Source organism: Luteimonas sp. TWI382 (assembly GCF_039674545.1).
In the GTDB taxonomy this organism is placed as follows: Bacteria; Pseudomonadota; Gammaproteobacteria; order Xanthomonadales; family Xanthomonadaceae; genus Luteimonas.
The window spans coordinates 1-25,239 of sequence record NZ_JBDJNS010000038.1 but is presented as its reverse complement, the minus strand read 5'-3'; the positions used below and the strand labels follow the sequence as shown (position 1 = coordinate 25,239).

At 67.5% G+C, this 25,239-nt stretch carries 27 protein-coding genes; 19 read left to right on the top strand and 8 right to left on the bottom strand.

Features of this window, described 5'->3' with window-relative positions:
- Positions 1 to 441 precede the first annotated feature (441 nt).
- The 5 genes from ABE505_RS16530 (at position 442) to ABE505_RS16510 (ending at position 4,353) form a co-directional block, all read left to right on the top strand.
- A complete protein-coding gene (locus ABE505_RS16530) occupies positions 442 to 1,110 on the top strand; it encodes a hypothetical protein (protein WP_346445620.1) in 669 nt (222 codons plus the stop codon).
- 366 nt (positions 1,111 to 1,476) lie between these two features.
- Positions 1,477 to 1,746 (top strand): hypothetical protein, encoded by a 270-nt coding sequence (locus ABE505_RS16525; RefSeq protein WP_337245393.1) that lies wholly within the window; start codon positions 1,477 to 1,479, stop codon positions 1,744 to 1,746.
- 160 nt (positions 1,747 to 1,906) lie between these two features.
- The gene (locus ABE505_RS16520; RefSeq protein WP_346445622.1) at positions 1,907 to 2,524 is read left to right on the top strand and encodes a hypothetical protein; all 618 of its coding nucleotides are present in this window, start codon (positions 1,907 to 1,909) and stop codon (positions 2,522 to 2,524) included.
- A 61-nt stretch (positions 2,525 to 2,585) separates the two neighbouring features.
- A complete protein-coding gene (locus tag ABE505_RS16515; protein WP_346445618.1) occupies positions 2,586 to 2,957 on the top strand; it encodes a YajD family HNH nuclease in 372 nt (123 codons plus the stop codon).
- Between the two features lie 205 nt (positions 2,958 to 3,162).
- Complete coding sequence (locus ABE505_RS16510) at positions 3,163 to 4,353, top strand: Fic/DOC family N-terminal domain-containing protein (RefSeq protein WP_346445617.1); 1,191 nt, start codon at positions 3,163 to 3,165, stop codon at positions 4,351 to 4,353.
- Positions 4,354 to 4,395: 42 nt separating this feature from the next.
- On the opposite strand, the gene ABE505_RS16505 is transcribed toward ABE505_RS16510, so the two are convergent.
- Entirely contained in the window at positions 4,396 to 4,842 is a 447-nt protein-coding gene (locus ABE505_RS16505; protein ID WP_346445615.1) for an FKBP-type peptidyl-prolyl cis-trans isomerase, read from the bottom strand.
- Positions 4,843 to 4,974: 132 nt separating this feature from the next.
- Between ABE505_RS16505 and ABE505_RS16500 the strand changes: the two genes are divergently transcribed.
- From ABE505_RS16500 to ABE505_RS16490, 3 genes are all read left to right on the top strand, one after another.
- A complete protein-coding gene (locus tag ABE505_RS16500; RefSeq protein ID WP_346445613.1) occupies positions 4,975 to 5,409 on the top strand; it encodes a DNA methylase in 435 nt (144 codons plus the stop codon).
- Positions 5,410 to 5,580: 171 nt separating this feature from the next.
- Positions 5,581 to 5,841, top strand: coding sequence for a hypothetical protein (locus ABE505_RS16495; RefSeq protein ID WP_346445612.1), 261 nt, complete (start codon positions 5,581 to 5,583; stop codon positions 5,839 to 5,841).
- A gap of 106 nt (positions 5,842 to 5,947) precedes the next feature.
- Entirely contained in the window at positions 5,948 to 6,400 is a 453-nt protein-coding gene (locus ABE505_RS16490; RefSeq protein ID WP_346445610.1) for a hypothetical protein, read from the top strand.
- Positions 6,401 to 6,770: 370 nt separating this feature from the next.
- Here ABE505_RS16490 and ABE505_RS16485 read toward each other — a convergent pair whose 3' ends face one another.
- The 4 genes from ABE505_RS16485 to rlmF form a co-directional block, all read right to left on the bottom strand.
- Entirely contained in the window at positions 6,771 to 7,067 is a 297-nt protein-coding gene (locus ABE505_RS16485) for a hypothetical protein (RefSeq protein ID WP_346445608.1), read from the bottom strand.
- Positions 7,064 to 8,380: a TFIIB-type zinc ribbon-containing protein gene (locus ABE505_RS16480; RefSeq protein ID WP_346445607.1), complete on the bottom strand. Its 1,317-nt coding sequence runs from the start codon at positions 8,378 to 8,380 to the stop codon at positions 7,064 to 7,066. Before ABE505_RS16480 ends, ABE505_RS16485 begins: the two co-directional genes overlap by 4 nt.
- 20 nt (positions 8,381 to 8,400) lie before the next feature.
- Complete coding sequence (locus ABE505_RS16475) at positions 8,401 to 9,561, bottom strand: SPFH domain-containing protein (protein ID WP_346445605.1); 1,161 nt, start codon at positions 9,559 to 9,561, stop codon at positions 8,401 to 8,403.
- A 140-nt stretch (positions 9,562 to 9,701) separates the two neighbouring features.
- On the bottom strand, positions 9,702 to 10,682 hold the full coding sequence (gene rlmF, locus ABE505_RS16470; protein WP_346445604.1) for a 23S rRNA (adenine(1618)-N(6))-methyltransferase RlmF: 981 nt from the start codon (positions 10,680 to 10,682) through the stop codon (positions 9,702 to 9,704).
- A gap of 195 nt (positions 10,683 to 10,877) precedes the next feature.
- Here rlmF and ABE505_RS16465 point away from each other — a divergent pair, with 195 nt between their 5' ends.
- Positions 10,878 to 11,438, top strand: a complete 561-nt coding sequence (locus ABE505_RS16465; protein WP_346445602.1) for a lipocalin-like domain-containing protein — start codon at positions 10,878 to 10,880, stop codon at positions 11,436 to 11,438.
- A 69-nt stretch (positions 11,439 to 11,507) separates the two neighbouring features.
- Here the strand turns inward: ABE505_RS16465 and ABE505_RS16460 are convergent, their stop codons facing one another.
- Positions 11,508 to 11,738: a helix-turn-helix transcriptional regulator gene (locus ABE505_RS16460; RefSeq protein WP_346445601.1), complete on the bottom strand. Its 231-nt coding sequence runs from the start codon at positions 11,736 to 11,738 to the stop codon at positions 11,508 to 11,510.
- Between the two features lie 185 nt (positions 11,739 to 11,923).
- Here ABE505_RS16460 and ABE505_RS16455 point away from each other — a divergent pair, with 185 nt between their 5' ends.
- A complete protein-coding gene (locus tag ABE505_RS16455; RefSeq protein WP_346445599.1) occupies positions 11,924 to 12,352 on the top strand; it encodes a hypothetical protein in 429 nt (142 codons plus the stop codon).
- Between the two features lie 60 nt (positions 12,353 to 12,412).
- Here ABE505_RS16455 and ABE505_RS16450 read toward each other — a convergent pair whose 3' ends face one another.
- Complete coding sequence (locus ABE505_RS16450) at positions 12,413 to 13,597, bottom strand: S1 family peptidase (protein ID WP_346445598.1); 1,185 nt, start codon at positions 13,595 to 13,597, stop codon at positions 12,413 to 12,415.
- A gap of 550 nt (positions 13,598 to 14,147) precedes the next feature.
- On the opposite strand from ABE505_RS16450, the gene ABE505_RS16445 reads away from it, so the two are divergent.
- From ABE505_RS16445 to ABE505_RS16420, 6 genes are all read left to right on the top strand, one after another.
- Entirely contained in the window at positions 14,148 to 14,420 is a 273-nt protein-coding gene (locus ABE505_RS16445) for a hypothetical protein (RefSeq protein WP_183425521.1), read from the top strand.
- 243 nt (positions 14,421 to 14,663) lie between these two features.
- A complete protein-coding gene (locus ABE505_RS16440; RefSeq protein ID WP_346445597.1) occupies positions 14,664 to 15,539 on the top strand; it encodes an ABC transporter substrate-binding protein in 876 nt (291 codons plus the stop codon).
- A 306-nt stretch (positions 15,540 to 15,845) separates the two neighbouring features.
- Entirely contained in the window at positions 15,846 to 16,421 is a 576-nt protein-coding gene (locus tag ABE505_RS16435; RefSeq protein ID WP_346445596.1) for a class I SAM-dependent methyltransferase, read from the top strand.
- A 122-nt stretch (positions 16,422 to 16,543) separates the two neighbouring features.
- Positions 16,544 to 18,721 (top strand): EAL domain-containing protein, encoded by a 2,178-nt coding sequence (locus ABE505_RS16430; protein WP_346445595.1) that lies wholly within the window; start codon positions 16,544 to 16,546, stop codon positions 18,719 to 18,721.
- Positions 18,722 to 18,791: 70 nt separating this feature from the next.
- The gene (locus tag ABE505_RS16425) at positions 18,792 to 19,838 is read left to right on the top strand and encodes an LD-carboxypeptidase (RefSeq protein WP_346445594.1); all 1,047 of its coding nucleotides are present in this window, start codon (positions 18,792 to 18,794) and stop codon (positions 19,836 to 19,838) included.
- Positions 19,839 to 20,004: 166 nt separating this feature from the next.
- Positions 20,005 to 20,784, top strand: a complete 780-nt coding sequence (locus ABE505_RS16420) for a DeoR/GlpR family DNA-binding transcription regulator (RefSeq protein WP_346445593.1) — start codon at positions 20,005 to 20,007, stop codon at positions 20,782 to 20,784.
- Positions 20,785 to 20,799: 15 nt separating this feature from the next.
- Here the strand turns inward: ABE505_RS16420 and ABE505_RS16415 are convergent, their stop codons facing one another.
- On the bottom strand, positions 20,800 to 21,900 hold the full coding sequence (locus tag ABE505_RS16415; protein WP_346445592.1) for an amidohydrolase family protein: 1,101 nt from the start codon (positions 21,898 to 21,900) through the stop codon (positions 20,800 to 20,802).
- A 118-nt stretch (positions 21,901 to 22,018) separates the two neighbouring features.
- Between ABE505_RS16415 and ABE505_RS16410 the strand changes: the two genes are divergently transcribed.
- From ABE505_RS16410 to ABE505_RS16400, 3 genes are all read left to right on the top strand, one after another.
- Complete coding sequence (locus tag ABE505_RS16410; protein ID WP_346445591.1) at positions 22,019 to 24,115, top strand: glycoside hydrolase family 36 protein; 2,097 nt, start codon at positions 22,019 to 22,021, stop codon at positions 24,113 to 24,115.
- Positions 24,112 to 25,023: a DMT family transporter gene (locus tag ABE505_RS16405; protein ID WP_346445590.1), complete on the top strand. Its 912-nt coding sequence runs from the start codon at positions 24,112 to 24,114 to the stop codon at positions 25,021 to 25,023. Before ABE505_RS16410 ends, ABE505_RS16405 begins: the two co-directional genes overlap by 4 nt.
- A gap of 30 nt (positions 25,024 to 25,053) precedes the next feature.
- Positions 25,054 to 25,239: class II D-tagatose-bisphosphate aldolase, non-catalytic subunit (locus ABE505_RS16400; RefSeq protein ID WP_346445589.1), on the top strand; the 186-nt coding region annotated here is incomplete at its 3' end.

The window sequence follows — 25,239 nt, the reverse complement described above, 5'->3', positions numbered from 1 at the left end:
GTCAATCGGGCATGTTTATGCAGGTTCATCCGGGGCTCCTGGGGCTGGGTTGGCTTCGTAACCCCCATCTTCCAGAGACGCCCCGGATGAACAACCTACTGAAAGATCACAGCTAGAGGCCTTCTGACACGTCTGTCAGCACCTACAGATTCTGGGCGCACGCAGCCGGCAACCTTCTTGACACCGCGGTTTGCCGGTCGCAGACTCAGTTCCCAGGGAGCGTCGAAACTCCTCGTACAGCGGTCCCCACCTCCGTCATTCCGGTGGGTTTTTTGTGCCCGTGCGTTTGCGGGCATGGACCGACGCGATGCCTGCGTCGGGAGGGCGGCTAATACAACACCCTTCGGGGAAATACGCCCGCCGTCTGTACGCGGTTTCGAACCTCCCGACTTCCCGTCCTCCGTCTGGCGGACGGGCACTTCATGGAATGAGGAGGCTGTGATGGCGAAGTTCGAGACGGAAGATCATGGGTCGTTTGCCTATCTGCTGTCCGAGGACGGCGAGCTGCGGCTGCGCAAGCTGTACCAGCACCTTGAATTGCTAGCGCGTCTGTCGGAGCCCCGCATAGGCGAGCGGGAAAACGGGCCCCCGATCGATACCCCGGCGCTGTCGAGTTACTTCGAGATGCTGGCCGAGCAGGTGCAATTGGTGATGGACGAGGTGTTCGAGCCGAATGCCCGGCACAGGCCAGGCGCGACGGCGGCTGCGGCGGAGGACGCCGAGGACGGCGATGAGGCCGGCGGGCCGGATGCGGTGTTCCCCCTCAGTCCGGATGAGCCGGGGGCGTCCGTCGACCACGACTACGCGTTCGGCGTGACGCTCGATCAGCTCGACGAAATGAACCGGCTGCTCGATCAGTTGACGGCGCAAGGCGACCTGTTGATGGCCAGCGAAGGCGGGGAGCTCGCGCCGGGCACGTTGATTGTGACCGGCACCACCATCTTCAATGACGCCGATGCCGCGCACACCATCATGCGGCAGGTGAGCTCGCAACCTCTCGACGACGAGCCGGCGTCCGGACTTCGGGTTCGGGAGGTGCCGCCGCTGTACAACGTGCATGCGGGCGGGGCCGCCAAGCCGCAGCGCAACCATCGCAGCGATCTGCATTGAGCGAGCGCGGCCCGCAGCCGCGTTGCGTGCTGCGGGTCGCATCGGTGTTCGAGGTCACTCGCACAGATTTGGAATGATCGCTTGCTGTCCCGCCGCATGGTCCAGCGGAAAGGGGCAGTGCGCCGCTGTGCGTACACTGGCACCGGCACATTGACGGCGCGGATGTCGGCGTGGGCTTTGCTCGCCCGCGACCGCCTGACGGGCGCAGCATACAAACGTCTTTCTGCCATCTAGGGGTGGCCCTAGATAGGAAAATGACCGATCTTTCACCTGCCATTTACGTAGTCCAATCTCGCCTGAAGGCGCATGGAGGCGACTGCAAGAACGCCGCTATATTCCGGACTCCCCCGAAGCAGGAGAACCCGAATGTTGCTCACCCCTCAGCGTCGTAGAACGGCGCAAATGATCGGCGTGGCGCTTGTTGCCTCTGTGGCCCTTGGTGGCTGCGCCACCTACAAGGAAGACTTCGCTCGCATCGACTCGCGCCTGGACTCCCTCGACTCGCGCGTGCAGGGTGCGGCCCAGAGTGCGGAATCCGCCAACCAGTCCGCGACGCAGGCCAACCAGCGCCTGGATCAGATGGAGCGTCGCGTCCAGCAGCTCGAAACGGCGCCGCGCCGCACGCCGCGCGGTTGATCTGATCGAACCGGGACCTGCGGGCCTGCTGGCCACGGGTCCCGGTGTTTCATCCGTCTTGTCGAGGAGTTGTTCCATGGCCCAGTCCACACACGCTGCGAGGCGGGTCTTCCACGGTGCGCTGTTGCTTGCGTTGGCTTCTGCGAGCGTGAGCGTGGCGATGGCCGAAGACGCCGTGACGCCGCCTGTCGCCTCGGTCGACCAGCTCCCGCCGGGGCAAGAGGTGTCCGACACGATGATCGAGCTGGCGGGCTGGGTCATCGCGGCCAATGACAACCACGGCTATCCGTTCGCGGTGATGGACAAGGCCACCGCGCAGATCCTGGTGTTCGGCGGCGACGGCAAGCTGCGTGGCGCAGCCCCCGGGCTGTTCGGGTCTGCGGTGGGCGACCACGCGGCGCCCGGCATCGCCGGCCTTGCGTTGCGCGAGATTCCAGGGCGCGACCGCACCACGCCCGCCGGTCGCTTCGTGGGTGGCTACGGGCCATCGATCGACGCCGGGCGTGTGCTTTGGGTGGACTACGACTCGGCGGTCTCGCTTCACCCGACCGCGAGCGGCACGCCGGCCGAGCGACGCGCCGAACGCCTGGCATCGCCTTCACCGGACGACAATCGGGTGACCCACGGTTGCATCAACGTCGCGTCGGACTTCTATGAGCAGGTCGTCCGCTCGACGTTCGAGAAGGGGGGCGTGTTCTACATTCTGCCGGACAAGGATTCGATTGCCGAGACCTTTCCGGACTTCGCGGCAAGCCGCGCGGCAAAGGGCGCCGATTGATTCGAAGTCGCGGCGCCCTGGGCGTGCGCCTGGCGCCGTCACGTGGCGCTACACTCCGCCCATGTCGACACCCGACCAGACCAGGCTCGACCGCATTGTGGCTGAGGCCCGCCGCAGCGCCGAGCAGCGCAACAACGGGTACCGCGAGCGGGCGTTGAAGCTGTATCCGTGGATCTGTGGTCGCTGCGCGCGTGAGTTCACCCGCGCCAACCTGCGCGAGTTGACGGTGCACCATCGCAACCACAATCACGACGACAATCCGGCCGATGGCAGCAATTGGGAGTTGCTGTGCATCTACTGCCACGATAACGAGCACGCCCGTCAACTTGACCACACCGGCGTGAGTGCGCGCAACGCCGAGGATGTGCCGGCCGCGGCCACCTCCAACCCCTTTGCGGATCTGAAGGCGCGGCTGGAGAAGGCGCGGTCCTGAGTGATATCGCCCATCTGGACACTCATGCGCGGTGCTGGGTAAGTGGGAGGTGTCCACGCTCGCTGTCACACGGCCTCAATCGCGGCAATTTCAGCGGCGAGCGCGTCGGAACCCTTATAAATCTCGGCTAGTTCTATAAGGTTTTTTGCTTTTCCTTATAGTAGCATTGGAGCATCATAAGGTTTCGCGTCCGGGAGGAATGGTCATGCGCCGAAGTCAGATCGCCGTTGAGCGGCATCCGTACTTGGTGCCAGTGGCCGGACATCCGCACGTCCATGCAATGGTGGCCCCCCCGACGCCTCGCCGGCTGCCGGACGGCGCCTCCTATCACGCGGAGTTCGCTCAGGCGCACGCCGCGTTGGGGCGATTGCAGGGTGTGATGGCGCACCTCCCGAATGCCGACATGGTGACCCGTACGCTGGCCCGGCGAGAAGCGGTGGTGAGTTCGCAGATCGAGGGAACGAAGGCGAATCTCTCGCAGTTGCTGACCTATGAAGCGACCCAGGGCGCGACGGGCATGCCCGCAGACGTCAAAGTGACCGAGCGTTACGTGAGCGCGCTGCAGCATGGCCTGACGCGCATTCGCCAGGAGGGACGCCGTGCGCTGGATATTCGTCTCATCCACGAACTGCATGCGGAGCTGATGCAGGACGAGGCAGGCGTGTTTCCAGTGGGCGCTTATCGGACAGAGCAGGTCTGGATCGGCTCCAGTCGTCGGATCGAAGACGCGACTTTCGTGCCGGCGCCGCCCGCACGTATCCAGGACTGCATGGAGGAAATGGCCGCCAGCATTTTGCAGTACGCGCCGCGAGATGATGAGCAGGGCGCCTTGTCATTGGTGGCGCAGTTGGCGATCGCCCATGCCCAGTTCGAGACCATCCACCCCTACCATGATGGCAATGGCCGCACCGGTCGGTTGCTGATGCCGTTGCTGCTGGCGGCCGATCGGTATCCGCCGCTGTACTTGTCCGGCGCGTTGCTGCGTGCCAAGACGGCCTACTACGCGGCTCTGGCCGCCGTGCAGCTGCAGGGCAACTGGCGGCCGTGGATCGAACTGCTGACCGCAAGCGTGGTGGAGGCGTGCGACGAGTCGATCGCCATCGGACAGGATCTGGTCGCTATTGCCGAGCGCTGGGAACAGCAGCTCGGACGCTATCGCGTGCATTCGGCAACGCGCCGGTTACCTCGCTTTCTGTTGGGGCATCCCGTGCTGTCTGTACAGCAAGCCGTCGAAGGTCTCGGCGTTTCGCAGCCTGCGGCGAATGCGGCGCTTAACAACCTGCTTGCTGAAGGCATCGTCAGTCTGGTCAACGAGCGGCAGTGGGGGCGCGTGTTTCAGGCGACCGAGATCATGGCGCGGCTGGACCGACCGCCTCAAGGGGCCGGAGCGGGCTGAACTGCTGTCATGCCTTCTCAGCAACCGTGACACGCACCTGCATTACCGGTGCGTCCGGACCTCCAACAGCTCCACCTCGAACACCAGCGATGCGCCCGGCGGGATCACCTTGCCGGCACCGCTGCTGCCGTAGCCGAGCCAAGCGGGAATGTGCAGTTCCCGCGTGCCGCCGGGCCGCATGCCGGTCACGCCCTCGTCCCATCCGCGGATCACGCGGCCGGCGCCCAGTTCGAACACGAAGGGCTGGCCGCGGTCGCGCGAACTGTCGAACTTGACGCCTCGCTTGTCGGGCGCGTGCTCGTCGTAGAGCCAGCCGGTGTAGTGCACCGCCACTTCGTCGCCGGCTGCTGCGGGTGCGCCCGCGCCCTCGGTCATGTCGATGCGCTGCAGCTCGGCAACATCGCCCCCGGTATAGGGCGCTGGACCGCCGCACGCGGCGAGCAGCAGGACAGCGAGCAGGACGACATGGCGATGCGTTCGATAGGACATGGGCAAAAGTACGACGAAGGAGCGGGGCAGCATAGCGCCAAGCGCCGCTCACCGCGTCGGGTTCACAGCGGGCATGGCGAACTATGAGCAAGCGCCTGGGCCTGGCCAGTGCGCGTACGGAGAAGAGGACGCATGCGTCGCCAGTTGCTGCCGCGCGATCTCGGCTTCGAGATCAAGCCCCATGACGAGTCGACCCTGTTCAAGTGGTTCCTGGCCAGTTTCCTGTTCGGCAACCGCATCTCGCAGACCATCGCGGCCGAGACGTGGCGGGTGATCGTGGAGGTGCATGGCCGCGACACGCCCCGCAAGCTTGGCGCCTGCAGCCATGCGCAACTGGTGCGAATGCTCGGCGAAGGCGGCTACCGACGTTACGACGAGTCCACCGCGACCCGCCTCTGTCTGCTGTGCCGGACGCTGATCGACGACTACGACGGCCGCATCCTGGGGATCGCCGAGGTCGCCGACGGCCGCGAAGACTTCGAGCGCCGCCTGCTCGCGTTCAAGGGTGTGGGGCCAGTGACGCTGGAGATTTTCATGCGGGAGGCGGGTAGCGGTATTTGGGGATGAATAATGCGGCGTGCACGTCAGGTTGAACGATGAGCGGTCACCGGCTGCTACCCCGGACCCTGTGGGCGGGAGTTACGCAGTTGCCCCCAGCAAAGCGTCCTACCTTCGAGTATCTCTCAGGCCGCGGGTTACAGCGGGCCAAGCCTGTCACGCCACCCAGGAGCCGCGAATATGGTGACGTTTGTCCTTATGATGGACCCGACACCGCCACAACCTGCTGCCTGCTGGTCAACAAGTCAGATGAGTGACATGCACAAGAGAGAACGCGACACCCATCCAGCCGGTTTTACGTTCGAAGACGTCGAGCGGGCCCAACTGCGTGATTGGATCGGGCTAAGCACCGCCGCGAAGATCGACTTCTTTGAGGAGATGGTCCTGCTCGCTTATCGAAGTGGCGCGCTATCGCCTGAGCGCCTTGCGCTTCGCGATTGAGATTCTTTATAAAGTTAGCCAGCGTTGACTCCCATCGCGTAATCAGTTGGTTGTTGTCGCCTTGAGGATTCGAGACGTTGTCGCAATGCTTTGGCGGGCTAGTCGCGTGACGAAACGCAACTCCTATGAATGGTGCGTTCGGGCGATCGCGCTGTGGCTGCTCGCCAGCGGTACTGGTTGCACTGTTGAACCCGCGATCAGCCCCGATGACGTTCGGCTCGTCCGTACAGACGCCTCGCAGGAGCCAATGGTTCACGCGCTGGCGCCTTTTCAAGGCGCCGCTAAGGTGGTCGACGGGTGCTTGGGTTTCAATAATTCTGAAGTCGGCGACGTCATCCTCGTCTATCCGTACGACCACACAATGGCGCGCCTTGACGGCACTTTGAGCGTTGTGGACGCGAAAGGATCTCTGGTCTTGCCGCTAGGTCGTCGCGTCCAGATCGGCGGTGCGATGCTACCCGGAGATGAAGCGGTAGAGAGATTGGTCTCCGCCGAGGATCGACGTGACTGCAAAGGTCCGTTCTTTTTGGTGCTGCCGCGGCCTGCCGAGCTTTTGTGACCAAAACGACCTGGCTCCGCGTTTAATCGCAATGCGGCAACGCATTGGCCGAGCCTAGAATTCGATAGCAGCGGCAGCCTTCGGCGAAGGCGTTGCATGGGTTTGACAGTGGAGACGAAAGCGCCAGTATGACGGTGGTCCAGGGGGCGAGCCCGCCTCGCCTCCGTGAAGCGAGGTCCTGGTGCTGTACGGAAGTCCAGCCAGGATCATTGCCGACCCGCGCGATCGATCGATCCCCTGACTGCAGGGCAGTGGCGTCATCACGGGCTGGAGCGCGTCCACGCAGCGAGTCCGCGGGGAGCGACGGTCCGTCCGGTCGCGATCCGGCCGGTCGAACCTGCGGACGCGCCGTCGTCTCTTCTGTCGCGGATCAGTCGGGTGCGTCGCGTCGATCGTCTTGCACGGTCCCAGCGTCCACACTCGCCACCCGCCGTACCCGCGCCCGGTAGTCGTGCACGTTGTCGCCGCGGATGCGGGTGGCCTGGGTGCCTTTCACCGTGCCGACCTTGGTGTTGGTGCCGGTGACGGGCTTGGCCTCCACGGTGGTCTCGCGCTCGAAGGCGTGTGACTTGTCGGTGTTGCGATAGAACCGGTACAGGCCCCAGTACAGGGCGGTCGCGCCCAGGGGGCCGGCGGCCAGCAGCCAGAGTCCGTTTTCGTCGCTCATACGGTGCTCACCAGAAATGCGATGACGGCCGATTCGATGATCGTGCCGGTGACCAGCGCGGCCAGCAGCAGCTTCCACTGCTGCACCGGCACGCTGCCCATGGTTTCGCCGGTGCGGCCGTTGACGGCGATGTAGTGCAGCAGGCCGCCGTTCCTGCCGGGCTGGTGGTAGGAGTACAACCACACCGGCAGGTACATCGACACCCAGCGCGTCCCGTGGACCTCGAGCTGTTCCTGTTCCCAGCGCACGCCGCGGTTGTAGCGGCGCACCGACTTCACGACTTGGGCGCGGGCGATCGACAGCAGCTGGTCCTCCAGCCGTGGGCGAAGGTGTTCGACATCGCGATTGCGCTTCTCGGAGGTAAATCCGTTCAAGTAGGACGCATTCCATTTCACCGCGTTCTTGGTGTCGAACGGCAGGATGGTATTGATGATGTTGTTGGTGTTGGCCGTGGTATCGAGATTGCCCCGCTCGGCGGACGACTCCAGGGGCAGGTCGTCGACGGTGAAGTCGATGTGGCGCTCCACGCTGTAGACGTCGGCATCGTAGTACGTGGTCTTCTTGTCGCCGGTGCCGTGGGTGTACTCGCGGGTCTTGATTTCCCCGTGGCCTGCGACCGAGGCGCTCGCGTTACCGTCCACGATCATATAGGGCAGGTAGACGCCAACGACGTTCTCGGGAGTGAACTCCTTCTTGAACCGCCCGAGCGCCAGCAGCCGACGCTTGTCGACGAACTGGCGGATACGCGCGACCGCGTCATCCTTCTTGATGTGGAACGGCAGCACGGCGTCTGGCACGGCGCCGTTGGGCACCTGCTCGTTGATGCCGAAGACGTGGCGGCACCAGTGGCAGCGCGCGGTCATGGTGCTCTCGGTGTTGACCGTGACCTCGGCGCCGCAACCGGCGCACTTGAACGTCATCAGGCTGGCGGCATCGGCGTCGATGTCACGCGCGCCCGAGGCGATGACCGTCCCGCGCAGTGTGTCGATGCCTTCGCCGAGGCCAAACGCCTCCTCCACGCGCTCGCCATGCCATTCGTTGCGGCAGTACTGGCAGATGAGCAGGTCGGTGCCGGGCTTGTGGCGAATGTCGGTCGAGCCGCACTTGGGGCAACGGTTGAGGCCGTCGCGCAGTTCGGCCGACGCGGTGTCGATGGCCAGTGGGTCGGGCGCTTCGAGCTCTTCGCGGATTGCGCCCGGTAACGTGGCCGGGTCGATCGGATGCGTCCCGGGCAGCGGCGGGACATCGCGCGGGGAGCCCGGGCCGTCGACGGGCCGGGTCGGCAACGGCGGGGGCTGCTTGGAGTCGGACATGGGCGCGGTTGCCGGTGGCCTTACAGACCCAGTGCCTTGGCCTTGAGCGCGTCGTAGTCGGCCTGCGTGATCAGGCCGAGGTCGAGCATCTCCTTGGCCTTCGTGAGCTTGGCGACGGGGTCGTCGGCAGCGGGGGCCGCGGCTGCGGGCGGCGTGACGGGCTGCTGCAGGCTGCCGAGCCCGCCGGCCATCCCGGAGGCCATGCCCAGGCCGACCAGGCCCGCGGCGCCGCCGTTCTCGCCGGCCGACTGCATGCCCTGCGCGACGCTGGCCTGCAGGTTGGAATTGCCGCGAGCGCCGGCCAGCGCGTCGGCGCGCTGCACGGTCTTGAGCAGTTCGCGGGTGTTGGCGTCGTACTCGATCGAGACAATGGCCGTCTTGACGATCGCAAGCCCGCGGTCGGACTTCCACTGGTAGCCCTGTTCCACGGCGGCCGACAGGCTCTGGGCGAAGCCCAGCGAATCCTGCTGCAGCTTGGTGATGCGATTGCCCTTGGCCGGATCGTTGGTGTACAGGCTGAAGGCCGGGGCGAGCGAGCCGACGACCTCGTTGAACAACTGGCTGGCCGCGGCGTTGTCGATGTCGGTGAAGTCGAACACTTGGCCCGGCTGCAGGTAGCTGGCGGGCACGAAGTTCTTCACGAACAGGATCGGGTCGACGATCTTGAGCGTGTACGAGCCGCGGGTGATCGCGCCGACCTGGGTGCCGAGGAAGCCGTCATCCCAGTAGATCTCCGACTGGGTGCCGAAGCGGTTGTCCGGCAGCTCCTTGAGCGAGACGAAGAACGCGGCCTGCTGGGCGCCGGGCTGGCCGCCGAACTTGAAGCGCTCCCAGCTCTGGCGGATCAGCGGGCTGACGATGCCGTCGCCGGCGAAGATCGATTGCGAGTTGACGTCATCGGAACGCCACTCGTAGCCGCCGGGTTCGGCCACGAAGCCGGTGATCGCACCGTCTTGGAACAGCAGCAGGCCGTAGCCTTCGGGCACGACGATCTTCGAGCCGTTGGTGATGATATTGCTCGAGCCACGGGTGTTGGCCCCACGCCCGGCGTTGGTGCCCTGGGGCACGGCCGCGAACAGGGCGGCGGTCGGGGGCAGCCCCTCCGGCACCGTGAGGAAGTCCTTCCACTGGTCCGCGAGCACGCCGCCGACCGCGCCTTTCACTGCCTGCACAAGACCCATGGACACTCCTGCGTTCGATCGGCGGGCCCTGTGCCTGCCGTGTCGCCGGACTATACCCGCGCTGGTGGCTGTCGCGCATTGGGGCTATCCGCAAGTTCAGCGAGGCCGCAGGTCGGCGCGGCGCGGCCCCGCCGAGGGCGTCAGGGCTGGCCTGCTCGCCACTGCGCACGGGCAGGGGCATCGTGGAAGGTCCAGGCCACGAAGCGGCTCTGTTTGCTGCCTTGGGCCATCGCGACTTCGCACACCTCGGCGGCCTCGGCCTGGCGCAGTTGCCGGCGCAGGCCCGAAAGATGCTCGGCGCGGGCGACGAGGCTGGTGAACCACAGCACCTGCCGGCCGATGCCGGCGCTTTCGCGGACCATCTTGCGCAGGAACTCGGCTTCGCCACCCGGGCACCACAGTTCGTGGTCGTGGCCGCCGAAGTTGGGGACCGGCGGCGATGCGCGCCCAGCGGGCGGCGCCTTGCCGAGTTGGCGGCGCTTGCGCTGATGCGCCCCGGCGGCTTCGGCGGCGGAGGCATGGAAGGGCGGGTTGCACAGCGTGAGGTCGAAACGCTCGTCTGCACGCACGACGGTCTGGAAGATGCGGTTGCGCGCCGGCTGGTGGCGCAGCGCGATGGCCTTGTCGAGACGGTTGGCGTGGACGATCGCGGTCGCGACCTGTAACGAAGTGGCGTCGACGTCGCTGCCGACGAAGCGCCAGCCGTACTCGGCGTGGCCGAGCAGCGGGTAGATGCAACTGGCGCCGACACCGACATCGAGCACGCGCACCGAGGCGCCGCGCGGGATCGCGCCGTTGCCGGAGGCGGCGAGCAGGTCGGCCAAGCCATGCAGGTAGTCGGCGCGGCCGGGGATCGGTGGACACAGCGCGCCGTCGGGCAGGTCCCAATGCGCGATGCCGTAGTCGCTGCGCAGGATCGCCCGGTTGAGCGCGCGCACCGCGGCGGGGTCGTCGAAGGCGATGCTGGTCTCGCCGCGCGGGGTGGTCAGCAGGTGGTCGGCCAGGTCCGGGCTGGCAGCGACCAGCCGGGAAAAGTCGTAGCGGCCCTGATGGCGGTTACGCGGGTGCAGGGTGGGGGCGCCACGCGCAGCGGTGCGGGCGGCGCCGGAAGAAGCGGGCATGCGGACACTCGGTGGGACGGACGGCGGGCGTCAGTATGATGCGTCCTCCATCGCTGGAGCAGGCGCGAGAACCGCGGACGGCGCATCGCCTGCGGTGGTGCCATGCGCGCGAGGGGCGGCGTGGTCGCGACCTGGCAGCGACGGGGGAAATGCCACAATCGTGGCGTCGATCACGTCGTCACGGAGAATCCGGCCATGCGTTTCGTATCCCTTGCGCCGTTGTTGTTCGCGATCGCCGCGCCGCTGGCGGCTCATGCCCAGTCGCAGCCCGCCCAGTCGCTGCCCGTCACAGGAGACGCCCCGATGCCTCACGCCAGTCCTGCGAATCCGGCATCGGCCGTCGAAGGCACGTGGCGACTGGTGTCCTACGAGGTGGAGGTCAAGGCCACCGGAGAGACCTTCCCGCCGATGGGCGAGACGCCCTCGGGGTACACGATCTTCGCGCCTGAAGGGCGGGTGTGGTTCATGCTCACCGCGCAGGGCCGCGAGCCTGGCGATAGCGAGCGCGAGAAGGCGCGGCTGCTGGAAACGGTGATTGCCTACACCGGCCGCTACCGGATCGAAGGCGATGCCTGGATCACTGCGGTGGATGTCGCATGGAACCCGGCCTGGGTCGGCACCGAGCAGCGGCGGCAATTCAAGCTCGAGGGCGACCGTCTGCAGGTGCTCACGCCGTGGCGGGTGATGCCCAACTGGGCCGACAAGGGCGAGACGCGCAGCATCATCACCTTCGAGCGCGCGCACGACACCCGATAGGCGCCTTGGTCCCTTGCTCGCTGGATGAGGCGCCGCCGCCTCGGCTGCGCGTTTGGCTGGTCCCGGTCTTCACGCCGCCCCCCCGCTGGGCGGCGTCATCAGTTCTGCGGCGCTGACGCCCAGCGCACGGGCAAGCCGGTGGATGTTGAGCAGCGAGATGTTGCGCGTGCCGCGCTCCACGCCGCCCAGGTAGCTTCGGGCGAGACCACTCTCCAGGGCCAAGCCCTCCTGCGAAAAGCCTTTGGCCTTACGAACCTCGGCAAGGCGCTGCCCGAAGAGCGTTCTAGGGTCTGCCTCCATTGAAATCGCCCTCGTTGGATGGGGGGGAGGCTAGGCAGGTGGACGCTATCGGGCCACGCTCTATGAGGGCACGCACTATGAGTGACAATTGCCGCATCCGTTGCTAGTCTCGTGCGATGACGAGGTTCGGTGCAGCGCCATCCGGCAGGCCGCGCCGAGCGCAGGCAATGAGCAGGAGAAACGCCATGGAAGCACCGGTATCGCATCGCGCCCTGGCGCGCCGGTTGACGGCGCTGGGGTCCCAGGCCGGCGTCGAGTTGGACCGCAGTTCGCTCGATGAGGTGATAGGCGCGCTGCTTGGTCACGCTGGCGACGACGATGCGGATGCGGGGATTGCCGGTTTCGACGCGGTGCGATTGGGCATGCTGCAGCGCGCTGCGCAGCGTGAATCGGAAGACAGCTTGGGACGGTTGCGTTGCCTGCTCGAATTGCTCGACAGCGCGCTCGAGCTTGGCACCCTGCCGCTGTCCCGGGATTCATTGCATCGCCTGAGTTACCACCTGCTCCGGACACTGTCTGATCACGAGCGGTGGCGGGCGTTGGCATCGAATGCGATCTACTACCGCGACCATCCCGAACTCGCTGCGCGGGTCGCCGAGGCTGTAGGCACGTAGCGGGTCGCCAACGCGGCACCCCTGCAATCCGGGGTGCCGCGTCACAGGACAAGGAAGTGCTCAGTTCGTGACAAGGTTGACGCCATAGCTGGTGAGCATCGGCGTCAGCCGCTGGTACCAACTGCGGCGCTGGCTCTGCGCGATGCCGCAGTTGGTGCCGTCGCTGCCGAGTGCACCGCCCGAGGTCACACCCTGGGCGTGGCCGGCCGAGGAGATCCACGAGCCGCCTGAGTCGCCCTGGCCGGCGCAGGCGTTGGACTCGCGCAGCCCGTTCACCGTGCCCTGGGCGTAGTTCACGCTGACATTGGTGCGGGTGATCGTGCCGCAACGCCAGCCGGTGCGATAGCCGGAGCGGCACACGGCCGAACCGACGGCGGCCTCCGTGCTGCCCACGACGGGGGTCGTCGTGCTGCCGCTGTATCGCCACACGCGGCCGAACAGCGTGTCCTGCTGGCGCACGGTGGCCCACGCGGCGTCGGAGCCGGGGAACGTGCTGGACTGGAAGCTGCCGACGGTCGTGCCATTGATGCGGACCGTCGTGCCCGCACTGCCGCAGTGGCCGGCGGTCACGAAGCCCTTGGTGCTGCCGCGGGTCACCGGGAAACCGATCGAGCAGCCGTTGTACTGGATGCCGCCGTAGATGTTGATCAGCGTGGACGGGATCTGCTCGGAGACTTCGAAGTGCAGCGCACCGGTATCGACATCGCTGCGCGCCAGGAAGTCCATCACCGCGTCGGTGCGGCCGGCGCCCGGCGACAGCGTGACGACGACGCGGTTGTTGGGCAGGTCGACGCCCCAGGATTGCACGCCGTCGAGGCGACGCATGATCCGAGAGGTGGCCGACTGGTCGAGCGCGTGCACGGCCTGTTCGAGTTCGTAGAGGCTGTAGCGCACTTGGCGAACCTCGGCGCCCTCGACCGCAGGCAGCCGCTGGCCGCCCTGGACCGCGGTGCCGACGATCAGGCGGGGATGCCCGTCGGCGTCGTGTTCGATCCAGGTGCCGGCGTAACTGTCGCCATAGCGCTGGCGCGCTGCGGCTTCGGTCGCCGGTACCTTGCGCTCGGCATCCACGCTCACGCGGTACTGGTCCTGGGTCATGCCCAGGTCGCGTTCCAGTGCGGCGACCATGCCGGGGTCCAGGGTCGGCAGGCCGGGTTGCGCGGCCAGGGCGCCGCCGCCTGCGGCAGCGGCCGAGAGCAGGGCGAGGGCGAGGGTGCGGCGGACCGCTGCGTGCAGGGTGTGCATGGGTGCTTGCTCCTTGTGCATTCGAAGTCGGCCGTCCCAGCGGTCCGCCTCGGGTCCGACGTCGAGGGCACATCGCAGTGCGTGGTCGTCGGCCGCCGCGTCCATCCGTCGACGGCACGGGTGGGCGTGGCGCGCCGCAGTACCTGACACGACCGCGGGGGTCGATGTCGACGGCCCGATGGCGGCGAAACGATGGGCGTCCAACACTGCGATTGCCGTCCGGCATCCTGATCCGGAACGAGCTTGCTGACACGACGCGCCGCGATTGCAAGGCCTGTGCCGCGTGTTCCCGGCGCATTTCGACCCTAGGGCGGTCGAGCGACTGCGGTCAAGCGCGTGGGCGCTGACTGAATGCCAACCAACGCTCCTTTTTCGACATTGGTGCGGTCGCGCTGCGCCGGCCGGCGGGAAACTGTGCGCTCGGTCTGCAATGGTGTGTCGAGCGGGTCGCGATACGGCAGACGCTGTCATACGGGCGCCACCCGCATTCAATCGCCTGGTCTTGCGGCGCATGCATGATGCGGGTTCCCCCCAGCGAATGGAGATCACGATGAAGACGCGGACAATCACCGGGGTGCTGCTGCTGGCGGCCCTGTCGAGCACGGCGGCGTTCGCCGCACGCCATCATTACGACGTCGTCGGCGAAGGCTATGGACGCACCCAGCAGGAAGCGCTCGAGTACGCCGAGCGCGCCGCCTACGAGCAGTGCTACAACAACTGGGGCCAGGCCGGTCAGGAGCTCACCGTGTTGGCGGAGTGGGTCGATCCGGCCACCGGCTACATCCACATGCGCGTGTCGCTGGGTTGCACCGTCGACGACTGATCGCGGCGCCGCATCATCGATTCGGCAATCGCCGGCTCCGCGGGGGCCGGCGAGATCGACGCGATGCCCGAGGCCACCCGTGAACGACGGGGCATGGGTGCGTCGAAGCGACAGCGGGTGCCGGCCCGCTAGTGCCGACCGCGGCGCAGGGCATGCACGGAATGCACGCGACGGCCGCCGACCGCTGCCGGCATCGGTGCATTCCTTTACCCTGTGCGGCCGCCCGCTGCGCAAGTCGTCCGCATGAAGCTGCAACTGTCCCTCGAGTGGTTCCTCAATCCCGACCATCTGCCGTTGATTGCCGGCATCGAGCTGGGCTGGTATCGCGACGCTGGCCTCGATCTCGAACTGCGGGTGCCCGACGACCATTACGACGGCTTGGCGGCGGTGGCCGCCGGCGAGATCGCATTCGCCTGCAACGAGCCGTTGCACATGATCGATGCCGACCGGCCCGGCCTGCGTGCGCTGGGCTGTTTCTTCGAGACCGACGGCGGCATCGTGCTGCAGCGCGATGCGGGCAGGCGCCTGCTCGAAGGCGGCAGCGTGCGTTTGGCCTCCCCGGTCGCGGGCGGCGTCACCGATGCGATCGCCGTGGAGATCCTGGCGCGCTGGTGCACGGCGCGGGGCGCCGCGTTCGACCCTGCACAGGTGCGGATCGAAAGTGCCGGGTTCGAGCATCTGGCCAACCTGCGCGCCGGCTTCGATGGTGCCTGGCTGTGCTTCGCCAACTTCGAGGGTGTCGAGGCACGGCAAGCCGGGCTGGACACCGACTTCATCACCACCAATGAGGTGGGCCTGGCGAACTTCTCGGCGCTGGAACTGTTCACCTCGCACGGCGTTCTTGCCGAGCACCCCGAGGTGGTCGCGACCGTGACCCGGCTGATCGGGCAGGGCGCGCGGCTGTGCCGCGACGATCCCGGCCAGGCGGCCGCGCTGTGGTACGCCTACAGCGGCACCGCGCCGACGCCGCTGATGGACGCGATCATTGCCGACACCTGCCCGCGACTGATCGACCCGGTGGTGCGCGATTCGACGCGCTGGCACGCCATGTGGGCGCAGTTCGACCGTCTGGGGCTGAGCCAGGTCGATCGCGACGGCTACGCCGCGCTGTACGCATAAAACCGCCGCGCGCTGGGGCGAGCGCGAGTACCGGCCTCTGATTGCACTGGCATCCGGCGCGCCCGGGTGGGATCGGGCGCATTGACGCTGTGTCTCCTGAAATGTATCTTTTAATGATACGAATTGGCGTCTTGCTGCGACCCCGTTCCCGGATCAGATCCCCATGACGCCCGACCGCATGTTCCACTGCCCGGCAGACCGCGCACGACACGCGTCGACGCGTCGCCGTTCGATGATCCGACGGCCGTCGCGTCCTACGCCGCGACGACGCCGGCCAAAGTGCCGGGCTTGGCCGATCTGCATCGCATGACGACGCTGCTGTTGGCCGAGTGCGCACCGGCGGTGGCGCAGGTGTTGGTCGTCGGCGCCGGCGGCGGGTTGGAGCTGGTCGCGATGGCCGAGGCGCAGCCAGGCTGGCACTTCACTGGCGTGGACCCGTCGCGTCCGATGCTCGATCTCGCGCAACGGGCCGTCGTGCCATTTGCCGGTCGCGTGGCGCTGTTGGCGGGGACGGTCGAGCAGGCGCCCACCGGCCCGTTCGATGCAGCGACCTGTCTGCTGACCCTGCATTTCCTCGATCGGGACACGCGGTTGCGGACGTTGCGCGAGATCCGTGGTCGCTTGCGCCCTGGCGCGCGACTGGTGGTGGCCCAGCATGCGCCGCCGAAAGACGCTGCGCGCTGGCTGGCGCGGTCGGCCGCGTTTGCAGATCGTGCAGACAAGGGGCTCGAGACCGCGATCGCGACGGGTCGCACAATGGCCGCACGTCTGCCGTTGCTGGCGCCGGACGAGGAGGAGGCGCTGCTGCGCGAAGCCGGCTTCAACGACGTGGCGCTGTTCTATGCGGCGTTCTCGTTTCGCGGCTGGGTCGCCACCGCCTGAATTCAGCGCGATGCGGGGCGGTGGCAAGGCGGGGTATTCCGGGGACGGCCGGCGGCGTCACGATCACTGTGCGCCGGCCGGGAACAGACTAATCTGATGGCCAATCGCCAAGGTATTCGCCGATGGGCCCCGTTCCGTTCCCGATCCCGCCCGACGAAGCGCTGCGGGCCAGCACACTGGCCGAGTATCACGTGCTCGACACGCCGCCGGAGCTGGAGTTCGATCGGCTGGTGCAACTGGCCTCGCGGCTGTTCTCGGTGCCGATCGTGCTGATCTCGCTGGTGGCCAGCGACCGCCAGGTGTTCAAGGCGCGCGTCGGCCTGGATCTGTGCGAGACCGACCGCGACGTGTCGTTCTGCGCGCACGCGATCCTGCAGGACGACGTCATGCTGGTGCCCGATGCGCTGGAGGATCCGCGCTTTGCGGACAATCCATTGGTGCTGGGCCCGCCGTTCATCCGTTTCTACGCCGGCAAACCGCTGGTGACGCCGGGCGGCCAGCGGCTGGGCACCGTGTGCCTGATCGATACCCAGCCGCACCAAGAGTTCAGCCAGGCCGAGCGCGACAACCTGTCGGATATCGCCGAACTGGTCATGGACCGCATGGAGTTGTTGCGACTCGAGCACGTGCGGGCGATCGGCCAGGCGCGGTTCGAGAACATCGCCGCGACCTCGCCCGACGCGATCATCTGCACGACCGACACCGGCGTGGTCACCTTCTGGAATCACGCTGCCGAGCGGCTGTTCGGCTACGCCGCCGAGGAGGCGACCGGCCGGTGCGGCAGCCTGATCGTGCCCGAGAGCTGGCGCAGCGCGTACTTCGGGGATCTGGCGCGCTTGCGCGATGGCGGCGAGATCGCGGCCATCGGGCGCACGATCGTGCGCTCGGGCCTGCGCCGCGACGGCAGCGAGTTTCCCGCCGAGATCTCGTTGTCCTCGTGGCAGGAGGGGCGGACGCGCAGCATCGGCGCGATCGTGCGCGACATCACCGAGCGCCGGCGCAACGAGGACCGGCTCTACCGCCTGGCCTCGCTCGATGCGCTGACCGAACTGCCCAACCGCGCCGCGTGGCGCGCCTGTATCCAGGAGACGCTCGAGCAGGGGACGCCGGTCTCGGTGCTGCTGCTGGACCTGGACGGGTTCAAGGAGGTCAACGACACCCTGGGTCATTCGGCCGGCGACCACGTCCTCAAGCTGGTGGCCGCGCGCTTGAAGGCCGAATGTCCCGACGCGCGGATGATCGCGCGACTGGGCGGCGACGAGTTCGTGCTGCTGCTGGCCGGTGACGACCGCCGCGCGGCCGCTGCGCTGGCCGGTGGCCTGGTGCATGCCTTGTCGCGGCCCTACGACTTGCCGGGGCACGCGTTCGAGATTGGCGCCAGCGTCGGGATCTCGCTGTACCCGGCGCATGGCACGCGCGCCGAGGATCTGCTCGGCGCAGCGGACCTGGCGCTGTACCGGGCCAAGGCGGCGGGCAAGGGCCGCTACGTGGTGTTCGAACCCGCATTCCGCGAGGTCGCGGTGGCGCGCCGGGAGTTCGAACGCGAACTGCGGCGGGCTTTCGAGCAGGACCAGTTCGTGCTGCTCTATCAGCCGCAGGTCGTCACGCGCGATGGCCGGATCTGCGGCGCCGAGGCGCTGCTGCGCTGGCAGCATCCCACGCGCGGGCTGTTGTCGCCGGTCTCGTTCATCGATGTGCTGGCGCAGAAGCCGATCGCGCCCGCGGTGGGGGAATGGATCATGCGCACGGCCTGCGGCCATGCGCGTGCCTGGCGCGAACGGGTGCCGGGATTCCGGATCGGCGTGAACCTGTTCGAGGCGCAGCTGCGCTCTGCGCAGTTGCGCAACGTCGTCGAGCGCGTGCTGGGCGAGACCGGCCTGGCGCCCGAGGCGCTGGAACTGGAACTGCTCGAGAACACCATGATGCGCAACGACGCCGCGACGCTGAAGCTGCTGCAGTCGCTGCGTGCAATGGGCCTGGGCCTGGCCTTCGACGACTATGGCACCGGCTTCGCATCGCTGAGCCTGCTCAAACGTTTTCCGGTGAGCAGGCTGAAGATCGACCGCTCGTTCGTGCGCGACGTGATCAGCGATCCGGAGGACGCGGCCATCGTCCGCGCGGTGATCTACCTGGGGCGCAGCTTCGGTCTGGAGGTCATCGCCGAAGGCGTGGAGACGAAGGCGCAGCTCGACTTCCTGGCCGCGAACCAATGCACGCAGGCGCAAGGCTATCTGTTCGGACGGCCGATGACCGCGCAGGCGTTCACGTCTGAACTGGCGCGTGCGGCGGTCCTGCCCTGAGCGATCGGCGGGGATTGGTGTCGGGCGTCGCGATTGCTAGGCTGCGGCAACTCCCGATCGACAGAGCGACATGCACCGGCGACAGTTCCTCTCCAATGCCGCACTGACTGCGCTGGCGTCCGCGCTGCCGCTGGGCGCGCTCGCCCAACAGGCACGGGCCATGTCGCCCGGCGCGCTGCTCGCACCGGCGCTGCGGCCCGGCGACACCGTCGGCCTGATCAGTCCGTCATCGCCGGTGGATGAGCCGGTCGATCTCGAACTGGCGCAGGAGGTGATGCGCGCGCTGGGCTTCAAGGTCAAGACCGGGGCGCATTTCGCCGGCCGACGCGGCCACCTGGCCGGCAGCGATGCCGAGCGGGCAGGGGACCTCAACGCGATGTTCGCCGATCCCCAGGTGCGGGCGGTGATCTGCGTGCGGGGCGGCTCGGGCGCGGCGCGGCTGCTGCCCCTGCTCGATTACGACACGATCGCGCGCAATCCCAAGGTGCTGCTGGGCTACTCGGACATCACCGCGCTGCACAGCGCGATCCACGCACGCACTGGGCTGGTGACCTTCCACGGCCCCAACGGCAGCGGCAGTTGGAACCGCTTCAACGCCGATCAGTTCCGCCGGCTGTTCTTCGCGCGCGAGGCGATGGTCTATCGCAATGCGGTGGACGATGCCGACGAACTGGTGCCGCGCCGCAACCGCACGACGACCATGACCGGCGGGCGCGCGCAGGGCGTGCTGGTCGGCGGCAACCTGACCGTCCTCAGCGCGCTCGCCGGCTCGCCGTACCTGCCCGATTTCGACGGCAAGATCCTGTTCCTGGAGGACGTGGACGAAGCGCCATACCGCATCGACCGGATGCTCAGTACGCTCAAGCTGATGGGCGCGCTCGATCGGATCGCCGGCCTGATCTTCGGCCAGTGCACCGACTGCGACCCGGGCCCGGGCTACGGATCGCTGACGCTGGCGCAGATCCTCGAGGATCATGTCCGGCCGCTGGGCATTCCGGCCTATCGCGGCGCGATGATCGGCCATGTGCGCGAGCAGTTCATCGTGCCGGTGGGCGGCCGCGTCGCGATGGATGCCGATGCCGGCGAGTTCCGCCTGTTGGGACCTGTGCTGGCCTGAGCGACACCTCCTGGCGTCGAGGCCGCGGGTTTCCGTTGAACCCGCCGCCCCGATCGGCAGCCTGCCGCGCATGCGGCCATCTCCGCTCCGTTCCGATGTTTCGTTATCCGCTCAATGGCGAAATTTAACGAAAACGGGCATACTTCGCCGCATTGTGAAAACGTCCATGACAGGAAGCCGGGATACCAGCCAGCGCAGGTTGCGGATCAGCGAGCTGGTGCGTCAGCACGGCAGTGTGCAGGTCGCCTCGCTCGCCGAGCTGTTCGGGGTCAGCGTGCAGACGGTCCGCAAGGACCTGCGCTATCTCGCCGAGCGCGGTGTCATGGCGCGGGCCTACGGCGGCGCCATCGACAGCAGCGTGGTCGGTGGTCCGACGGCCGAGCCGGCCTACGAGGTCAAACGCAGCGAACGCCTGGACGCCAAGCGCCGCATCGGCCGGCTGGCCGCGACGCTGATCAAGGTCGGCGACACGATCGCGATCGACTCGGGGACCACCGCCATCCAGTTGGCCGAGGCGATGCCCAACATCCAGGTCACCGTGGTCACCAACGACTTCGGCGTGCTGACGGCGCTGACGCCCAAGAACAACGTCGACATCGTCATGCTCGGCGGCGAACTGCGCCGCAAGAACATGGCCTTCTACGGCGGCATGACGGTCGACGCGATCGATGCGCTGCACGTGGACGTGGTGTTCCTCGGGGTCGACGGTTTCGATCTGGAGCGTGGGATCACCACTCACTACGAGCCCGAGGCGATGCTCAATCGCAAGATGATCGAGGCCGCGCGCAAGGTGGTGGCGATCACCGACAGCTCCAAGTTCGGGCGTATCTGCCTGCACCGCATCATGCCGGTCGCGGACCTGGACTCGCTGATCACCGATTCGGGCGCGCCCGACGACGTGCGCGAGGCCAGCCGGCAACTCGGCTTCGAGCTGCTGCTGGCCTGACGTCGCCTCCGGCGTTCAACGCCGGTGCGGGGCGAACACGCGCATTGCGTTGCTGTAGTACACCTTGTCGACGACCGCGCGCGGCAACGCCAGCCCGCGCACGTCGGCACGGATGGTGTCGATGCGCTGGGACTGCGCTGTCGCCAGGAACATCCAGTCCGAGCGCCAGGTCGCATGCGCGGCCTGCCGGAATGCCTCGGGGTCGGTGTCCGGCGCCTGGGTCAGGTCGGTGCCGTAGAGCAGGCGGTCCTGGTAGGCGATGAAGAACGCGCGCACCTTGTCGTGGTCGCGGACGGCCTGGTACTGCACCTGGGCCATGCGCGCGGCCAGGTCGACCGTGGCATCGGGGTAACGGTCGAGGAAGGCGGCGAGCCGGTCGACATCCCATTCCAGGCTGGCCATGTGCGCGCCGACGAAGCGCAATTGCGGATGCGCGTCCAGGAAGCGGTCGCGGACCGCCATGTGGGTCTCGTAGCCGGGCTGATCGGGGTGCAGGTACATGTGGTACTCGGGATGGTTGCCGAAGTACTCGCGGTCGTTGTCGGTGGTCATCTGCTCGAGCGGCAGCCAGCAGTTGTGCGGCTCGCCCTGATGGCCGATCAGTGGAATGTCGAGCGCGCGGATGCGTTCGGCGATCGGGGCCAGCGCCGGGTGGTCGAGCATGATCGGCCGGCCCTGCGCGTCGGTCTCCACCATCCCGACGTTCTTCCAGATCTTGACCGCGAGCGCGCCGCGCGCGACCTCGGCCGCCAGCGCGTCGCCGACCGCCTCCGACCAGCCCGGGCTGTCGAAGCCGGTCATACGGAAGGTCGCCGCCCAGTGGAACCGGGCCGGATCGGCTGCGGCCTGTTTCAGCGCGATCGTGTGCTGGGTATCCACCGGCGGGAATGCGGGATAGTCGACATTGATCGACAGCAGTTCGAAGCCGTCGGTACGCGCCTGCTCGAGAAACGCGGTCGAGTCCGCATTGGCGTGCACATGGGCATCGAACTTGCGGACTGTGGCGAAATCGTCCATCGCATAGCGGGCCTTTGACGAGGTGTCGGCGCGGGGCGCGGCGCAGGCGCCGAGCACGCAGGCGGCGACGAGCGCCGCAAGCCGGGACGGGAAGGGCATACCGGTCTCCAGTTCGATATCGAAACTTTTTTAGCACACAACGAAACAAATGTGTTGCGATGTGCGTCGGATTTGACGCAGACTCGGCGAAACCGAACGAAAGGGGAGAGCCCGGCACATGCTGCCCGTCCGACGTCGCACCGTTCTCAAGCTCGTCTCCGGCACCGCGGCCTACGCCGCTGCGCTGCCGTTGGTCCAGGCCGCCTCGCCGGCCATCGCCGCCCAGGCCCGCGCGCTCGCACACGACAGCCTGCTGTCGGTCGAATTCGATGCGGCCATGCGCAGCCGGGTGCTGGCGCGTGGCGAACCGATCACCGGCTTCGACGCCAGCGAGGCCTTGTTGCTGGCCGATGGCAGCGCGATCGAACAGTTCGCATTCGTCGACGAGCGGGTGGAGCGGGTCCGCAGTGCACGCCATGGCCCCGGACGGCGGCACGTGGTGCGTGGCCGCTCGGCGCAAGGCATCGAGAAGACGGTGGAACTGACGTTCCACGAACGCCATCCGGGGCTGGCAGTGCTGCGCACGCGCTACCGCAATGGCGGCCAGGCGCCGCTGGAGATCGCGGGCTGGCGCAACGCGGCGCACGCGATGGCCGACGCCGGCGACGGCTTCTGGAGCTTCTCGGGTGCCACGCATACCGACCGCCGCGACTGGGTACAGCCGCTGACCGAAGGGTTCGCGCAGCGCAACACGCTGGCAATGGATTCCTCCGACTACGGCGGCGGCACGCCGGTCGCCAACATCTGGCGCCGTGACGTGGGGCTGGCGGTGGGCCATGTCGAGCCCAAGCCGCGGCTGCTCGACCTGCCGGTGTCGCGCGATGTCGACGGCGGGGCACGCATCGCGATCGAGAGCACGCGCGCCGGCACGTTGGCGCCGGGCGAGGTTCTGGACAGCGACCGCTGCTTCCTCGCCGTCCATACCGGCGACTACTTCGGCGTGCTGCAGCACTACAGCCGCTGGATGGCCGACGAAGGCATCGCGGCGCCGGACGTCCCGGCCTCGGCGTTCGCGCCGATCTGGTGCGCCTGGGGCTACGAGCGCGACTTCACCACCGAGCAGGTGCTGGGCACGTTGCCGAAGGTGAAGGAGCTGGGCCTGGAGTGGGTGGTGCTCGACGATGGCTGGCAGACCAACGAGGGCGACTGGCAGATCGACACGCGCAAGTTTCCGCGCGGCGAGGCGGACATGATCGCCTTCGTGCAGGCGATCAAGGCCCAGGGCCTGCGCCCGCGGCTGTGGCTGGCGCCGTTGGCCGCCGATCCTGGCAGCGAAGTGCTCTATCGCCACACTGACATGCTGTTGCTCGACCGCGATGGCGCCAGCCAGAACGTGACCTGGTGGAACGCGTTCACCCAGTGCCCCGGCTACCAGCCGACGGTGGACTTCTACGTGGCGCTGGTGACGAAGATCATCGGCGAATGGGGTTTCGAGGGCCTCAAGCTCGACGGCCAGCATCTCAATGCAGTCGCGCCCTGCTACAACCCGGCGCACCACCACGCCGACCCGATGGAATCGTGCGAAGCGGTCGCGACGTTCTGGCAGGCGATCTACGACGCCGCGCATGCGGCCAATCCCGATGCGGTGGTCGAGTTGTGTCCCTGCGGCACCGCGTTCGCGTTCCACAACCTGCCGGCGACCGACCAGTACCCGTCGTCCGATCCGCTGTCGTCGTGGCAGGTGCGCCACAAGGGCAAGACGATCAAGGCGCTGATCGGCAAGCGCGGCAGTTACGCTGGCGATCACGTCGAACTGGCCGACGGCGGCGCGGATTTCGCATCCAGTGTCGGCATCGGCGCGGTGATCTCGACCAAGTTCACCTGGCCGGCCGACATCCCCGAGCCGAAGCTGGATATGCCGCCCGGCGGGCTGGTGCTGGGCGCCGACAAGGAAGCCTTGTGGCGCAAGTGGATCGACCTGTATCGCGCGCACATGCTGCCCAAGGGCGACTATCTGGGCACGCTGTACGACATCGGCTTCGACCGGCCGGAGACGCATGTCATCGGCAAGGACGGCGCGCTGTACTACGCGTTCTACGCCGAGCGTTGGGACGGCCCGCTGCAGTTGCGTGGGCTCGGCCGCGGCCGCTACCGGGTGCGCAACCTGTTCGACGGTACCGACCTGGGTACGGTCGACGCGCGCAGCGACACGCTGGCCGCGGTGCCCTTCGAGACCTTCGCGCTGTTGCAGGCCACGCCGGACGGCGCGGCATGAGCGCGGTCGCCGCAGCGCTGCCCGGTGGCCGTGCCTGGCTGGGCTTTGCGATGGCCACGGTGGTGCTGTGGGGCGTGTGGGGCACGTTGTCGGGCCTGACCGCCAGCCCGGCCTTTCCCGAAACGCTGGTGTATTGCGTGTGGGCGCTGACGATGGTGCCGCCGGCGCTGTTCGTACTGTGGCGCAATGGCTGGCGTGTGGACCGCAGTCCGCGGGCGATCGTCTACGGGCTGTTGATCGGCCTGCTCGGTGCCGGTGGCCAGATGCTGCTGTTCAAGGCCCTGGCCGGCGGGCCGGCGTACTTCATCTTCCCGATCATCTCGCTGTCGCCGGTGATCACGATCGCGCTGTCGTTCACGCTGCTGCGCGAGCGCACCACGCGGGTGGGTGCGGTCGGCGTGGTGCTCGCGTTGTTGGCGCTGCCACTGCTGGATCTGTCGCTGGGCAGCGCAGAGGGGGAGGGCGTGGGCTGGTTCGTGCTGTCGCTGCTGATCATGCTGGCCTGGGGCGTGCAGGCCTATTTCATGAAGCGCGCCAACACCGTCGTGCGCGCCGAGAGCATCTTCTTCTACATGACCGTCGGCGCATTGGCGCTGGTGCCGGTGGCCTGGCGCATGACCGACTTCGGCCAGCCGATCGCCACCGGGCTGCAGGGGCCGTGGCTGGTCGCCGCGATCCAGGTGCTCAATGCCGTCGGCGCGCTGTGCCTGGTCTACGCGTTCCGCTACGGCAAGGCGATCGTCGTCGCGCCGTTGACCAATGCCGGCGGCCCCTTGATCACCGCGGCGCTGTCGCTGGTGCTGGCCGGTGTGGTGCCCGGTCCGCTGAAGCTGGTCGGGCTGGCGATGGCGCTGGTCGCCTCGGTGCTGCTGGCGCTCGAGCCCGAACGCCCGACCCCGATCGACTGACGCCTTCTTTCCGACGACACGAGGACCGCGATGCACGCCCTGCTCGAGCTGGTCGCCCGCCATACGCGTGACGATGGTGCCGGTATCCCCTCCATCTGCTGCGCCCACCCCTTGGTGCTGGAGGCCGCGCTGCGCCATGCCCAGCGCCACGCCCTGCCGCTGGTGCTCATCGAGGCGACCTGCAACCAGGTCAACCAGGACGGCGGCTACACCGGC

Bases quoted from the DNA above. Each gene is read 5' to 3' on its own strand.
- ABE505_RS16530 (WP_346445620.1), top strand. From the start codon at position 442: ATGGCGAAGTTCGAGACGGAAGATCATGGGTCGTTTGCCTATCTGCTG.
- ABE505_RS16525 (WP_337245393.1), top strand. From the start codon at position 1,477: ATGTTGCTCACCCCTCAGCGTCGTAGAACGGCGCAAATGATCGGCGTG.
- ABE505_RS16520 (WP_346445622.1), top strand. From the start codon at position 1,907: ATGGCCGAAGACGCCGTGACGCCGCCTGTCGCCTCGGTCGACCAGCTC.
- ABE505_RS16515 (WP_346445618.1), top strand. From the start codon at position 2,586: ATGTCGACACCCGACCAGACCAGGCTCGACCGCATTGTGGCTGAGGCC.
- ABE505_RS16510 (WP_346445617.1), top strand. From the start codon at position 3,163: ATGCGCCGAAGTCAGATCGCCGTTGAGCGGCATCCGTACTTGGTGCCA.
- ABE505_RS16505 (WP_346445615.1), bottom strand. From the start codon at position 4,842: ATGTCCTATCGAACGCATCGCCATGTCGTCCTGCTCGCTGTCCTGCTG.
- ABE505_RS16500 (WP_346445613.1), top strand. From the start codon at position 4,975: ATGCGTCGCCAGTTGCTGCCGCGCGATCTCGGCTTCGAGATCAAGCCC.
- ABE505_RS16495 (WP_346445612.1), top strand. From the start codon at position 5,581: ATGGTGACGTTTGTCCTTATGATGGACCCGACACCGCCACAACCTGCT.
- ABE505_RS16485 (WP_346445608.1), bottom strand. From the start codon at position 7,067: ATGAGCGACGAAAACGGACTCTGGCTGCTGGCCGCCGGCCCCCTGGGC.
- ABE505_RS16480 (WP_346445607.1), bottom strand. From the start codon at position 8,380: ATGTCCGACTCCAAGCAGCCCCCGCCGTTGCCGACCCGGCCCGTCGAC.
- ABE505_RS16475 (WP_346445605.1), bottom strand. From the start codon at position 9,561: ATGGGTCTTGTGCAGGCAGTGAAAGGCGCGGTCGGCGGCGTGCTCGCG.
- rlmF (WP_346445604.1), bottom strand. From the start codon at position 10,682: ATGCCCGCTTCTTCCGGCGCCGCCCGCACCGCTGCGCGTGGCGCCCCC.
- ABE505_RS16465 (WP_346445602.1), top strand. From the start codon at position 10,878: ATGCGTTTCGTATCCCTTGCGCCGTTGTTGTTCGCGATCGCCGCGCCG.
- ABE505_RS16460 (WP_346445601.1), bottom strand. From the start codon at position 11,738: ATGGAGGCAGACCCTAGAACGCTCTTCGGGCAGCGCCTTGCCGAGGTT.
- ABE505_RS16455 (WP_346445599.1), top strand. From the start codon at position 11,924: ATGGAAGCACCGGTATCGCATCGCGCCCTGGCGCGCCGGTTGACGGCG.
- ABE505_RS16450 (WP_346445598.1), bottom strand. From the start codon at position 13,597: ATGCACACCCTGCACGCAGCGGTCCGCCGCACCCTCGCCCTCGCCCTG.
- ABE505_RS16445 (WP_183425521.1), top strand. From the start codon at position 14,148: ATGAAGACGCGGACAATCACCGGGGTGCTGCTGCTGGCGGCCCTGTCG.
- ABE505_RS16440 (WP_346445597.1), top strand. From the start codon at position 14,664: ATGAAGCTGCAACTGTCCCTCGAGTGGTTCCTCAATCCCGACCATCTG.
- ABE505_RS16435 (WP_346445596.1), top strand. From the start codon at position 15,846: ATGACGACGCTGCTGTTGGCCGAGTGCGCACCGGCGGTGGCGCAGGTG.
- ABE505_RS16430 (WP_346445595.1), top strand. From the start codon at position 16,544: ATGGGCCCCGTTCCGTTCCCGATCCCGCCCGACGAAGCGCTGCGGGCC.
- ABE505_RS16425 (WP_346445594.1), top strand. From the start codon at position 18,792: ATGCACCGGCGACAGTTCCTCTCCAATGCCGCACTGACTGCGCTGGCG.
- ABE505_RS16420 (WP_346445593.1), top strand. From the start codon at position 20,005: ATGACAGGAAGCCGGGATACCAGCCAGCGCAGGTTGCGGATCAGCGAG.
- ABE505_RS16415 (WP_346445592.1), bottom strand. From the start codon at position 21,900: ATGCCCTTCCCGTCCCGGCTTGCGGCGCTCGTCGCCGCCTGCGTGCTC.
- ABE505_RS16410 (WP_346445591.1), top strand. From the start codon at position 22,019: ATGCTGCCCGTCCGACGTCGCACCGTTCTCAAGCTCGTCTCCGGCACC.
- ABE505_RS16405 (WP_346445590.1), top strand. From the start codon at position 24,112: ATGAGCGCGGTCGCCGCAGCGCTGCCCGGTGGCCGTGCCTGGCTGGGC.